8 protein-coding genes are annotated in these 13,910 nt (G+C 63.7%); 5 read left to right on the top strand and 3 right to left on the bottom strand.

The window, feature by feature from the left end; all coding sequences use genetic code 11:
• Positions 1–8 precede the first annotated feature (8 nt).
• The 4 genes from ACODTA_RS03135 (at position 9) to ACODTA_RS03120 (ending at position 5,603) form a co-directional block, all read left to right on the top strand.
• The gene (locus ACODTA_RS03135; protein ID WP_489064344.1) at positions 9–1,439 is read left to right on the top strand and encodes a serine hydrolase domain-containing protein; all 1,431 of its coding nucleotides are present in this window, start codon (positions 9–11) and stop codon (positions 1,437–1,439) included.
• Between the two features lie 134 nt (positions 1,440–1,573).
• On the top strand, positions 1,574–3,553 hold the full coding sequence (locus ACODTA_RS03130; protein ID WP_489064343.1) for a serine hydrolase domain-containing protein: 1,980 nt from the start codon (positions 1,574–1,576) through the stop codon (positions 3,551–3,553).
• A gap of 196 nt (positions 3,554–3,749) precedes the next feature.
• Positions 3,750–4,817 (top strand): recombinase RecA, encoded by a 1,068-nt coding sequence (gene recA / locus ACODTA_RS03125; protein ID WP_222988462.1) that lies wholly within the window; start codon positions 3,750–3,752, stop codon positions 4,815–4,817.
• Between the two features lie 159 nt (positions 4,818–4,976).
• Positions 4,977–5,603, top strand: a complete 627-nt coding sequence (locus ACODTA_RS03120) for a glutathione S-transferase family protein (RefSeq protein WP_489064342.1) — start codon at positions 4,977–4,979, stop codon at positions 5,601–5,603.
• A gap of 67 nt (positions 5,604–5,670) precedes the next feature.
• Here the strand turns inward: ACODTA_RS03120 and ACODTA_RS03115 are convergent, their stop codons facing one another.
• Positions 5,671–6,999 carry a dicarboxylate/amino acid:cation symporter gene (locus ACODTA_RS03115; RefSeq protein WP_489064341.1) on the bottom strand — a complete coding sequence of 443 codons (1,329 nt, stop codon included), beginning with the start codon at positions 6,997–6,999 and terminating at the stop codon, positions 5,671–5,673.
• Between the two features lie 186 nt (positions 7,000–7,185).
• The gene (locus tag ACODTA_RS03110; protein WP_489064340.1) at positions 7,186–9,213 is read right to left on the bottom strand and encodes an elongation factor G; all 2,028 of its coding nucleotides are present in this window, start codon (positions 9,211–9,213) and stop codon (positions 7,186–7,188) included.
• A gap of 225 nt (positions 9,214–9,438) precedes the next feature.
• Between ACODTA_RS03110 and alaS the strand changes: the two genes are divergently transcribed.
• Positions 9,439–12,099: an alanine--tRNA ligase gene (gene alaS / locus ACODTA_RS03105; protein ID WP_489064339.1), complete on the top strand. Its 2,661-nt coding sequence runs from the start codon at positions 9,439–9,441 to the stop codon at positions 12,097–12,099.
• Positions 12,100–12,112: 13 nt separating this feature from the next.
• Here the strand turns inward: alaS and ACODTA_RS03100 are convergent, their stop codons facing one another.
• Positions 12,113–13,885: a cation:proton antiporter domain-containing protein gene (locus tag ACODTA_RS03100; protein ID WP_222988467.1), complete on the bottom strand. Its 1,773-nt coding sequence runs from the start codon at positions 13,883–13,885 to the stop codon at positions 12,113–12,115.
• Positions 13,886–13,910 lie beyond the last annotated feature (25 nt).

Raw genomic sequence — 13,910 nt, 5'->3', positions numbered from 1 at the left:
GAGGCATGATGCGTAGTCTTTTGGTGTCGGCGGCGTTCGGTGCCGTGCTGTTCGCGGTTCCGGTCGTCGCGCAAACTGCGCCCTCGGCTCAGCAACGCGCGGTCGAAACGGGCTTGGTTGCGGCCACGATCATCGACGGCAAGACGGAAAGCTGGACGATCGAGCAGCGCATGGCGCGCTGGAAAGTGCCTGGCGTCAGCGTTGCGGTGGTCGACAATGGCAAGATCGTCTGGTCGCGCGGCTATGGCGTGGTTTCAGTCGATGGAAAGGCTCCGGTCACACCCGATACGCGGTTCCAGGCTGCGTCCATCAGCAAGCCGGTGGCGGCGATCGCCGCGCTTTCACTGGTCCAGCAAGGCACGCTTTCGCTCGATACCGATGTCAATTCGACGCTGAAGAACTGGAAGCTGCCGGTCAGCGATTTCACCAGGGACAAGCCGGTCACGCTGCGCGCGCTGCTGTCGCATACCGGCGGCACGACCATTCACGGATTTCCTGGCTATGCCCAGGGCGTTCCGGTCGCCACCAACATCCAGATACTGAACGGCACACCGCCCGCCAACACCAAGGCGGTGGTCTCCGAAGCGAAGCCTGGCGAGCGCTGGCGATATTCCGGCGGCGGCTATCAGATCGCGCAGCAGATGATCGAGGATGCGACGGGCAGGGTTTTCGCGGATGTTGTGCACGATCGGGTGCTGGTGCCGGCGGGGATGACGCTGAGCGGCTATGCCTTGCCGCCGACGGGCAGCTTCGCGCACGGGCATGGCGAAGACGGCAAACCGATCGCCGGTGGTTGGCATACCTATCCTGAAGGGGCCGCCGCAGGACTGTGGACCACGCCGACCGATCTCGCCAAATTCGGCCTTGCGCTGACCAAAGCCTGGAGGGGGGAGGCCGGCGCGGTGCTCAACCCGGCGACCGCAGCCGCGATGGCGACGCCGGTGATGGGCGATTATGGCCTGGGGCCGAGCGTAAGAGGGGAAGGGGATGCATTCGCCTTCTCGCATGGCGGCGCGAACGAAGGGTTCCGGGCATTCTGGATCATCCATCCGGGCACCGGGGACGGCGTTGCGGTGATGACCAATGGCGATTCCGGTGGTCAGGTGATGATGGAGATCGTCCGCAGCGTGGCCAAGGCCTATGGCTGGCCCGATTTCAAGCCGGTCGCGCATAAGAGCATTGCGCTTGCGTCCGATGTGCTGACCGCGCGCGCGGGGCAGTGGGTCGGTGAAGCCGGCGGAGATCGCGTCACCGTCACCGCCCGGCGGGACGGCGGCAACATGATCCTGGAAGCGATGGGTGCCTCGTTCACATTCGTGCCGACCTCGCCTACCGACATGATCAATGGCGAGAATGGACAGACCGCCAGTTTCACGACCGGGGCGGACGGCAAACCGGTTCTCAAAATGTACGGCCTGGAATTCCGCCGCGCTGAATAGGATCGGTCTTCGTCATATCGGCCTCTGATTTCCAATCGGGATCGTTGCATCTCGATTGGAAAAGAGGCAGCATACCCCCAAGCCGTCGGCGATGATCCGGCGGCATCACAATAAGGGCGGGGGTTCAAAGCGATATGAGACTGATCAAGTCATTATTCGGGGCGGCGCTGACGCTTGCGGCCGGCATGGGCGTTGCCCAGCAGGCGCAGCAGACATCGCCAGCCCTTGTTCCGGCGCCTGCCGCGACTTCGGCCGCAGGCGGAGCGATCGCCGCGCCGCCGATCGACGGCCGTCGCGCGCTGACCAAGGAAGATGCGGACACCTGGCTCGACGGCTTCATGCCCTATGCGCTGGCGCGTGGGGATATTCCCGGCGCGGTCGTCGTGATCGTGAAGGACGGCCAGGTACTGACGCAGCGCGGCTTCGGTTTCTCCGATGTCGCCGCGCGCAAGCCCGTCGATCCCGCCACCACCCTGTTCCGGCCGGGATCGGTGTCGAAGCTCTATACCTGGACGGCGGTGATGCAGCTCGTCGAGCAGGGCAAGATCGATCTCGACGCCGATGTGAACACCTATCTCGATTTCAAGATCCCCGCCTATCAGGGCAAGCCCCTGACGATGCGGAACATCATGACCCATACCCCGGGCTTCGAAGAAGCGGGGCGCGATCTGATCGTCGACAAGGGGCCGGTCGCTTCGCTGGAGGCCGCGCTGAAGCGCTGGACGCCGCAGCGCGTCTATGCGCCGGGATCGACGCCGGCCTATTCGAACTATGCGACCGCGCTGGCCGGCTATATCGTCCAGCGCCTGTCCGGCATGCCGTTCGACGATTATATCGAACGCAACATCTTCCAGCGGCTGGGCATGACCCATGCGAGTTTCCGCCAGCCGCTTCCGGCCAATCTCCAGCCCTTCATGGCGAAAGGCTATCAGGCCGCCTCGACCGAGCCCAAGCCTTATGAGCTGATCGCGATGGCGCCGGCCGGCAGCTCGGCGATCAGCGGCGGCGACATGGCGAAGTTCATGATCGCGCATCTCGCCGATGGCGGGCCGCTGCTGAAGCCCGAAACCGCGAAACTGATGCATTCGCCGGCCAATGATCCGGTCCCGGGGCTCGATCGGATGATGCTCGGTTTCTACGAGCAGAAGGTGAATGGCCAGAGCGCGATCGCACATGGCGGCGACACCAAATGGTTCCATTCCGAACTGATCCTGTTCCCGCAGGAAAAGGTAGGCATCTATATTTCGGCGAACAGCGCGGGCAAAGATGGGGCGATCAGCCCGATCCGCACCGCCTTTTTCCGTCAGTTCGCCGATCGCTATTTCCCTGCCAAGGACACGGCACAGCCCAAGGAACTGGCGACCGCGAAGGAACATGCGGCGATGGTCGCCGGCACCTATGAGAACAGCCGTGCGGCGGTCGAGAATTTCGGAGCGATGCTGGGCCTGCTCGGCCAGCTCAAGGTGACCACCGACAAGGATGGCAAGCTTTCGGTCGATGCATTCACCACGCTGGGGGATGCGCCGCGCAAATGGGTGGAGGTCGCGCCCTTCATCTGGCGTTCGGTCGAGGATGGCGAACTGTTTGGGGCGAAGGTGGAGAATGGCAAGGTCGTCCGCGTCGCCTATGGCCCGATCGCGCCGATCATGGTGTTCGACCGGGCGCCCTGGCACAAGGATACAGCCTGGCTGATGCCGCTGCTGATCGCCAGTTTGATCGTAATCGCGTTGACGGCCTTGTCGTGGCCGATCGGAGCGATCAACCGCCGTCGTTATGGCGCCGCCCTGGCGCTCACCGGACGCGACCTCTCCACCTATCGGGTGATCAGGCTGTTCTGCTGGCTTGCGCTGGCGGTGCCGCTCGGCTGGATGTTCCTGATATCGGTCGCTTTCGAAGGAACGACGCCCGCCACCGGCATCTGGTTGCTGCAGATCCTGGGCATTCTCGTCATCCCCGGCCTGTTCGGCCTGGCGGTCTGGAATGCGGTGCGGATCTTCAAGGCCCGGCGTGGCTGGTTCTCCAAGACCTGGAGCATATTGTTGGCGCTTGCCGCCTTCGTGCTGCTGTGGGTGGCCTTCGTGTTCAAGCTGATCAGCCTGGGCGCGAATTTCTGAAGAGCGGGCGCCCGTTGGAAGTCGGCGCCTTCTCGTGTTTCAGCCGGAAAGGGCGGGACGGAAACGTCTCGCCCTTTTGCTTGGGAACATTGATGGAACAAAATTATGTTCCACTCTTGTTCTCATGGAACAAATCATATACACCGCCATCATGCGTTGAACGGATCACGCGATCGATCTACGGAAAGGGCGGGCCATGGCGGCACAACTCAAGCTCATCGAATCCGACAAGGGAAATATGGACAGGCAGAAAGCACTGGAGGCGGCGCTCGCCCAGATTGATCGCGCATTCGGCAAGGGATCGGCGATGAAGCTCGGCTCGCGCGAGGCGATGGAGGTCGAGGCGATCTCCACCGGATCGCTCGGGCTCGACATCGCGCTCGGCATCGGCGGTTTGCCGCGCGGCCGGGTCATCGAGATTTACGGTCCGGAAAGTTCGGGCAAGACCACGCTGGCGCTGCATGTCATCGCCGAAGCGCAGAAGATGGGCGGCACCGCGGCGTTCGTCGACGCGGAACATGCGCTCGATCCGGTCTATGCGAAGAAACTGGGCGTCGATATCGACGAACTGATCGTCTCGCAGCCCGATACGGGCGAGCAGGCGCTGGAGATCACGGACACGCTGGTGCGCTCCAACGCGATCGACGTCCTCGTCGTCGACTCGGTCGCCGCGCTGGTGCCGAAGGCGGAAATCGAAGGCGAGATGGGCGACAGCCATGTCGGTCTGCAGGCGCGATTGATGTCGCAGTCGCTGCGCAAGTTGACCGGCTCGATCAGCCGTTCGCGCTGCATCGTGATCTTCATCAACCAGCTCCGCATGAAGATCGGTGTGATGTACGGCAATCCGGAGACGACGACGGGCGGCAACGCGCTGAAATTCTACGCGTCGGTCCGTCTCGACATCCGCCGCACCGGCCAGATCAAGGATCGTGACGATATCGTCGGCAACACCACGCGCGTGAAGGTGGTGAAGAACAAGGTCGCGCCGCCGTTCAAGCAGGTCGAATTCGACATCATGTATGGTGAAGGCGTCTCGAAGATCGGCGAAATCCTCGATCTCGGCGTGAAGGCCGGGCTTGTCGAGAAGTCGGGTGCCTGGTTCTCCTACGACTCGGTCCGGATCGGGCAGGGACGCGAGAACGCCAAGACCTTCCTCAAGGAAAACCCCGAGCTCACGGCCAAGCTCGAGGGCGCGATCCGCGCGCGCACCGAGAAGGTATCCGAGGAAATGATGACCGGACCCGAAGCGGACGACGATATCTGATCGGCTTACGCTTCAAGCACAGGGAGGGCCCGTCGCATGCCGGCGGGCCTTTCGTGTTTCATGAAATCCTTTTCGTCATTTTCCCGAAAGATGCGAGACTGACGCCCAGCGCCCCATTGTTTCCGCACAGGCGGATGAAGGGGCGGATGGGAGACGCCGATGACGATCACCGTCCATCATCTCGAAAATTCGCGGTCGCAGCGCGTTCTCTGGATGCTCGAGGAACTTGGCCTGCCCTATACGGTCAAGCGCTACGAACGAAATCCGAAGACCATGCTGGCACCGCCGGAGCTCAAGGCGGTTCATCCGCTCGGAAAATCACCCGTCATCGAACATGATGGCCGCGTCGTCGCTGAAACCGCCGCGATCCTGGAATATCTCGTCGAGATCGGCGATGGGCGGCTTGGCCCGCCTGCGCATCGCGAAGCCGCGCTGCGCTATCGCCATTTCCTTCATTATGCCGAAGGCTCGATGATGCCGCCGCTGCTGGTGATGCTCGTCATCAACAGGCTCGGCCTGCTGGGGCGCCCCGCCCGTGGCCGCATTCAATCGATGGTCGATCAGCATCTCGATTTCGTCGAGGCGGAACTCGCATCACGCCCATGGTTCGCGGGCGATGTCTTCACCGCCGCCGATGTCATGATGAGTTTTCCGCTCGAAGCGGCACGACAGCGCGCGGGGCTTGATGCATCGCGCCCGGCGACGATCGCATGGCTCGATGCCATCCATGCCCGGCCCGCCTATGCCGCTGCGCTGGAGCGGGGCGGGCCTTACGCTTACGCCTGAAAGAGCCAAATCGTCATTCCGGCTTTCGCTGGAATGACGATTTGATACCTCCGCCCGGAAACGACGATCAAACGTCGCGGAAACTGTCCGGCGCGTTCTCCGCCGCGCCGGGCACATTGCTCGGCGCCTTTGGCGGATCGGATTCCGCAGGTTCGATCGGATCGAGCCCACCTTCCCATTTCGCGATCACCGTGCTCGCCACGGCATTGCCGATCACGTTGGTCGCAGTGCGGCCCATGTCGAGGAAATGGTCGACCGCCAGGATCAGCAGCAAGCCTGCCTCGGGGATCTTGAATAGCGGCAGCGTCGCCGCGATCACGACCAGGCTGGCGCGGGGCACGCCGGCAATGCCCTTACTGGTCACCATCAGCACCAGCAGCAGCGTGATTTCCTGGCTGAGCGTCAGATCGATGCCATAGGCCTGGGCGATGAAGATCGCCGCGAAGGTCATATACATCATCGAGCCGTCGAGATTGAACGAATAGCCCAGCGGCAGGACGAAGCTGGCGATGCGTGGCGGCACGCCGAATCGATCAAGCGCTTCCAGCGTGCGCGGGAATGCGGCTTCGGACGATGCGGTGGAGAAGCCGAGCAAGATCGGTTCGCGCAGATAACGGACAAGCAGGCCGGTGCGCTTGCCGACGACGAGGAAGGCGACACCCAGCAGCAAGGCCCAGAGGATGATCAGGCCAAGATAGAAGCTGCCCATGAAATAGGCGAGATCGCCGATCACGCCCGGGCCCCGCTCGGTGAGCGTGCCGGCGACCGCCGCGAACACCGCGATCGGCGCGAAGCGCATCACATAATCTGTGATCTGCAGCATAACATGGACGAGCGCTTCGGTCGCCTTGACGAGCGGTGCGGCCTTTTCGCCCACCGCCGTGATGGCGACGCCGACGAACACCGAGAAGACGACGATCTGCAGGATCTCGTTGGTCGCCATCGCCTCGATCATCGATGCCGGCACCAGATGGGTGATGAAATCCTTCAGGCTGAAGCCGGCCTTCGCCAGTCCGGCCGATTCGGTGACGGGCGGCAGCGGCAGGTTGAGCCCGACGCCAGGCTGGAGCAGGTTGACCAGCACGAGGCCGAGGGTCAGCGATACCAGGCTGGCGCCGATGAACCAGGTCAGTGAGCGCAGGCCCACACGTCCAAGCGCCGCAGTATCGCCCATATGCGCGATGCCGACGACAAGCGTCGAGAAGACCAGCGGTGCGATGATCATCTTGATCAGCCGCAGGAACAGGGTGGTTACGATGGAGAAATAGCCGGCGATTTCCTTGAGCCGCACATTGGCCGCCTCGCTGCCGTCGGCGATACCGGCATTGATTGCCCAGCCGATCACGAGGCCGAGCGCCAGCCCGATCAGAATATAGGTCGTCAGGCGCTTGGCCACGATGTTCTCCCCCAAGGTGATTCCGGCCACTCGGGCAATGGCGCCGCGCGCCTTCGCCTCCAATCGAACCGGATCCTGCTCGATATGATCGGACCTTGACCGCATCGGGCAATGGCCCGGCACGATCAAGGTCCAACGAAGGGCCCTAGGAAGGGCATCATGGCGCGCTGGTCAAGCGCTTATGGTTCAAGTTGCCGCTTTCACCTGTCTCACGACATCCTCGGCATGCTTGCCGCTCAACTCCGCGAGATGATCGAAACGGGCCTCGAAACTGGCCAGCCCCTGACTGAGCGAGCGCAGTTCGGCGTCCAGTCCGTGAAGCTCCGCCTCGGGGACCAGCGCCTCCACCACGTCCCAGCGCGACCATCCGTCGCGTGTATCGATCCCGAGCACCTGGCCCCGCCGGCTGGAGACGGTGGAACTGACCTTCGACGTGGCGCCGCCTGGGGTAGAGACCGTCACGCGGCATACGGGTTCGAGCAGATAGGGCGCGCATTGCGGCAACGCATCCGCCATCGCGATGCGTCCGGCGGTACGGAAGGCCAGTTCCGAACTGTCGACCGAATGGAACGACCCGTCGGTCAGCATCACGGCCACATCGACCACGGGAAAACCCAGCGGGCCCCTGGCCATCGCGTCCTGTACGCCGTCTTCGACGGCCGGTATCCATTGTTTGGGAATGGCGCCCCCTGTGATGCGATCTGCGAATGCGAAGCCTTCGCCACGCGATTGCGGGCGAATTTCGATGACAACATCGCCGAATTGGCCGTGGCCGCCCGATTGTTTCTTGTGGCGGCCGCGCTGGGTGGCGGTTTTCCGGATCGATTCACGATAGGCGATGCTCGGCCTGTGGGTATCCACCGCGACGCCGTAACGCCGCCTCAGCTTGGCGAGTGTGGTGTTCAGATGCTCGTCATTTACCCCGCGCAACAGCGTCTCATGGGCCGTCTCGTCCTGTTCCCAAGTTAAAGACGGATCTTCCTCGATCAGCTTCTGCAACGCGGTCGACAAGCGGACATCGTCCTTCCGATCCTTCGTCACGATCGCGACGGCGGCATTGGCAGCAGGACGGGCGAGGGTGGGGGGCTCGCCCTTGGGGCGGGCTCCTATACCCAGCCAGCGGCCGGCGCGTGCCTCATCGAGCTTGGCCAATGCGACCACCGCGCCGGGTTCCGCTGCGCCAAGTTTCGCGGTCGTTGCGCCCTGGACCGAGAAAAGCCCGCCGACGCGAAAGCTATCGCCCGCCGCATCGTGCAATTCGGCGCCTTCGGGCAGTCTGCCCCCGAAGATGCGCGCATAGGCCAGCCGACCCACCGCACTGCCGTGTGAAACCTTGAAGACGAACGCGCCGTTGCCCGAAAGGCCCAGGCGTTCGGCCGCCGCCCCGGCGGTCGCGGTCTCATGGCGCAGCATCTTGAGCAAGCGGTGCACGCCGAAGCCGTTGAGCGCGGATCCGAACACCACCGGCACGACCAGTCCGTCGCGCGCCTCGCGCGCCAGATCGGATATCACCGTCTCCAGTTCGGGCGTTTCGTCAGAGAGCAATTGTTCGAGCAGATAATCGTCGTGATCGGACAATTGTTCGAGCATGCGGAAGCGGTCGGATGCCTCTCGCTCCTTCAACGCGCCCGGAATCTCTATACGTTCGGCTTCCTTGCCCTGGCGATAATGATAGGCACGCTCGAGTGCGAGGTCGACGCAGCCCGTGACTTTCTCTCCCTCCCGTATCGGAATCTGGCGTGCGATCAGCGGCGCACGGCTCAGCGGCTGTAGTGAATAGAGCAACGCGCGGATCGAGCCTCGCCCCTGATCGATCTTGTTGACGAAGATCGCATGGGGCACGCCGAGTGCTTCCAGCCTGCGCAGCGATGGTTCGGCAAGGCCGGCGCGCGCCTCGTCTGGATCGATCACGATCACCGCCAGGTCCGCCGCCATCACCGCGGCGTCGCCGTCCGCCTGAAAACCGATCGCGCCAGGCGTATCGAGCAAGGTGAAGCTGTCGCCGAGATAATCGAAACGCATCAGGTTAAGTTCGGTCGATCCGCCCCGGGATCGCGCTTCCGCGCTCGCATCGCCAACACTGGTCCCTGCCGATACCGCGCCCTGCCTCGGAATCGCGCCCGATGCGAACAGCAATGCCTCCGCAAGACTGGTCTTGCCCGCGCCGGCCGGACCGACCAGCGCGACGGCTCTAGCGCCTGCCTGATGCTCCATATGACCTCTCCTATCTCGTGGGATTGTTTCTCCTCTTCCCCGCGCGCGAATCATGCTCTGCCTGTGCGCGTTGGAATGCAAGGGGCGGCTACATGTCCATGGATCGCGGTCACTTTCCGCAATGGGGGCGCCGTTTTCTCCGGAAAATCGAGAATTTTCGAGCGCAGCGCCTGCCGATACAAAAACCGGTTCCCACTTTTTCCCGATCTGCTCTAAGTCGCGCTCATGACATCGACCAACGACATCCGCCGCTCATTCCTCGACTATTTCGAGAGCACCGGTCATGCGCGCGTCCCTTCCGCGCCGCTGGTGCCGCACAATGATCCGACGCTCATGTTCGTGAACGCGGGCATGGTGCCGTTCAAGAATGTGTTCACCGGGCTTGAGAAGCGGCCTTATTCGCTGGCGACGTCGAGCCAGAAATGCGTGCGCGCCGGCGGCAAGCACAATGATCTGGACAATGTCGGCTATACCGCGCGGCATCACACCTTCTTCGAGATGCTGGGGAATTTCAGCTTCGGCGATTATTTCAAGGAACAGGCGATCATCCATGCCTGGACCCTGCTAACCCGCGAATGGGGGATTCCCGCCGAAAGGCTGACCGCTACCGTCTATCATACCGACGATCAGGCGTTCGACCTGTGGAAGAAGATCACGGGCCTTCCAGACCACCGTATCATCCGCATCCCGACCAAGGACAATTTCTGGGCGATGGGATCGGATGGCCCTTGCGGGCCGTGCTCGGAGATCTTCTACGATCATGGCGATCACATTCCCGGCGGCCCTCCGGGTTCGCCCGACGAGGATGGCGATCGTTTCGTCGAGATCTGGAATCTCGTCTTCATGCAGTTTGTGCAGGAAGCGGACCAGATCATCGGCGATCTGCCCCGGCCGAGCATCGATACTGGCATGGGGCTGGAGCGTATCGCCGCCGTGCTTCAGGGCGTCCACGACAATTACGATACCGATACGTTCAAGGCGCTGATCGCCGAGAGCGGTGCGCTGACCCACACCGCCACGGACGGGGAGTTCAAGGCCAGTCACCGTGTGATAGCCGATCACCTGCGTTCGGCGGGCTTCCTGGTTGCGGACGGGGTTCTGCCGGCCAATGAAGGGCGTGGTTATGTGCTGCGCCGCATCATGCGCCGCGCGATGCGCCATGCGCATCTGATCGGTGCCAAGGAACCGCTGATGTATCGGTTGGTTTCGTCATTGGTGGCCGAAATGGGTGGCGCCTTCCCCGAACTGGTGCGCGCGCAGCCGCTGATCGAGGCGACGCTGCTGCAGGAGGAGACGCGGTTCCGCCAGACGCTGTCGAACGGGTTGCGCCTGCTCGACGAGGCGACGGCAGGAATGAACGAGGGCGATGTGCTGCCCGGCGAGACCGCGTTCAAGCTCTACGACACCTTTGGTTTCCCCTATGATCTGACCGAAGACGCGTTGCGCGCCGGCGGCCTGACCGTCGATCGTGCCGGCTTCGATTCCGCTATGGCGGCGCAGAAGGCGGCGGCGCGTGCGGCGTGGAAGGGATCGGGTGACAAGGCGTCGGACGAGGTCTGGTACGATATCGCGGAGGAACTCGGCGGCACCGAATTTACCGGCTACACCGCCAGCGATGGTGAAGGGCAGGTCGTCGCCATCGTCAGGGACGGTGCACGCGTCGACAGCGCTGAGGCGGGCGATGCCGTCACCATCCTGACCAACCAGACCCCTTTCTATGGTGAAAGCGGCGGTCAGATGGGTGATGCCGGCACGATCTCCAGCGATCGCGGTCTGCAGGCCGTGGTTGAGGACACGTCGAAGCCGCTTGGCCGGCTGCATGCGCACAAGACGCGGATCGATGCGGGCAGCGTCGCGGTGGGCGATACAGTTCGCCTTGGGATCAACGTCGCGCGCCGCGACGCGCTGCGCGCCAACCACTCGGCCACCCACTTGTTGCACGCGGCGTTGCGCGAGCGGCTGGGCGGCCATGTGACGCAGAAGGGCAGCCTCGTCGCGCCTGATCGTCTGCGTTTCGATTTCTCGCATCCCTCGGCTCTGACGCCACAGCAGATCGCTGAGATCGAAGCTGATGTGAACGCGCAGATCCGCGGCAACCAGAGCGTTTCGACGCGACTGATGACGCCCGACGATGCGGTTGCGGCCGGTGCGCTGGCATTGTTCGGCGAGAAATATGGCGATGAGGTGCGCGTGCTTTCGATGGGGCGCGGCACGGACAAGACCTATTCAGTCGAGCTGTGCGGTGGCACCCATGTCAATGCGCTGGGCGATATCGCGATCTTCAAGATCGTCTCCGAAAGCGCGGTGTCGAGCGGTGTCCGTCGGATCGAGGCGCTGACGGGTGAGGGCGCCCGTACCTGGCTGGTCGCCCGCGACGATCGCCTTAAAGAGGCGGCGGCAACGCTCAAATCCTCGCCCGATGAAGTGCCGGCCCGTGTCGCCGCGCTACTCGACGAGCGGAAGCGGCTCGAACGCGAACTGGCCGATGCGAAAAAGGCGCTCGCGCTGGGGGGCGGCGGTGCCGCTGGGGTCGATGCGGCCGGCCCGGAACGGGTTGGTGGTCATGCGTTCCTCGGGCAGGTCGTCGAGGGGCTCGACCCTAAAGGGCTGCGCGGCGCGGTCGATGAGATGAAGACGCGGCTCGGCTCGGGAATCGCGACACTGGTCGCTGTGAATGACGGTCGCGCCTCGGTCGCGGTCGGCGTTACCGATGATCTGACCGGTGCGGTCAGCGCGGTGGATCTCGTCAAGGCGGCGGTCGCGGCGCTGGGTGGCCAGGGCGGCGGTGGCCGTCCGGACATGGCGCAAGGCGGCGGTCCCGACGGCGACAAGGCGGCTGACGCCCTGTCGGCGGTGCGGAGCGTCCTGGAGTCCGTGCCGGCCTGAGGCCGGCGCGGTCTCAGCCTTTTACTTCACTGAGCCTGGTGCGCCGCAATCGCGGTTCGCGATCGAGTTCGCCATGATCCTTGATGAGCTTGCGAAACTCGTCGCGCTTTTCGTGGATCGAGGCGATCACCGGGCCCATTGCGACGCCCAGATCGACGAGGACCGCTTCGGATAGCTGGAGCGAGCTTTCCAGCGTCTCGGGCACCGCATCGGTGGCGCCCGCGCGATAAAGCTCGGCGGCATGATCGGTGTCGCGTGCGCGCGCGACGATGGTGAGGTCGGGATAGCGTTTGCGGACCTGGGTGGTGATGCGCACGACTTGCACGGGATCGTCCATCGTCAGGATCACCGCGCCGGCATTACCCAGATCCAGCCGGTCGAGCATGCCCGGTCTGCCGATATCGCCGAAGATGACGGGATAGCCCGCTTTCCGCGCCCGCGCGACGGCATCGATATCGGCATCTACTGCAACCATCGGTTTGCCATGTGCCTTCAGCATGTCCGACACCAGCGATCCGACACGGCCGAAGCCGATGACGATCGCGCGCGGCGTGCTTTCGTCATGCGCTTCCTCCGCTGGCGCATCGCGCAGTTCGACGCGGCGAGCGACATCGCGGCCGACACGCGCGAGCAGCGGCGTGATGGTCAGCCCCAGCGCGGTGACGATTTGCCAGAAGGCTGCGGTCTGTTGCGTGATGAGCTGCGCCTTCACCGCGGCGGCGAGCACGATCAGCGTGGTTTCCGAAGGCGACGACATCAACAGCCCGGTTTCGGCGGCAACCGCCGACCGTTCGCCGCTGAAGCGCAGGATCAGCGTGGTGATCACGGTCTTCGCGATCACCACGCCGACGACGGCGGTCAGCAGCGGCAGCCAGTTTTCCGCGATCACGCGAACATCCAGGCTCATGCCCACGGTGATCAGGAACACGCCAAGCGCCAGGCCCTTGAACGGCGCGGTCATCACCTCGACTTCGGTGTGATATTCGGTCTCGGCGATCAGCAGGCCCGCGAGCAGCGCGCCGACGATCGGTGACAGGCCGACGGCGGTGGTGGCGATGCTGGCGAGGATGACGACGAGAAGGCTGGCGGACAGGAACAGTTCGGGGCTCTTGGTGCGTGCCGCCTGCGCGAAGAGGCGGGGGAGCAGTAGCCGACCAAGCACCATCATCGCCGCGACGGTCAGACCGCCCAGCCACAGCGTCCTCACCAGATTGTCGACGCCATCGCTCTGCGCATAGGGGGCGAGCGCGCCCAAGGCGAAGATGATCGGGACAAGCGCCAGATCCTCGAACAACAACATGGAGAAAGCGGATCGCCCGACCGGACTGGTGGTGCCCGTCATCGGCAGCACCAGCGCGGTCGAGGACAAGGCCAAGGCAAGGCCCAGTCCGATGGCGCCAGCCCAGCTCTGTCCGATCATCGCGAGTGCCAGCGCGATCACCAGGCCTGATAGCGCCAGTTCGGCGGCGCCCAGCCCGAACACCAGCCGGCGCATGTTCCACAGGCGCTTGAACGAGAGCTCGAGCCCGATCGAGAACAGCAGCAGGATGATGCCGAGTTCGGCGAAGGGCTCGATCGAATGCGCGTCGGTGATCGTGAAATGATAAAGCCAGGGCGCCTGGCCGACGAGTGATCCCAGGCCAGACGGACCGACGAGCATACCGACCAAGATGAACCCGATCACCGGATTGATGCGGAAGCGCGCAAAGGCCGGGATCACCAGCCCGGCCGCGCCCAGAATGACGAGCGAATCGCTCAGGGCGTGTGATTCAACTGGAATTGCCATGAGGCATCATTGCGGCTGCGATCGT

It is taken from the genome of Sphingomonas sp. FG14 (assembly GCF_057809675.1).
This window is presented reverse-complemented; position numbering and strand designations above follow the sequence as displayed.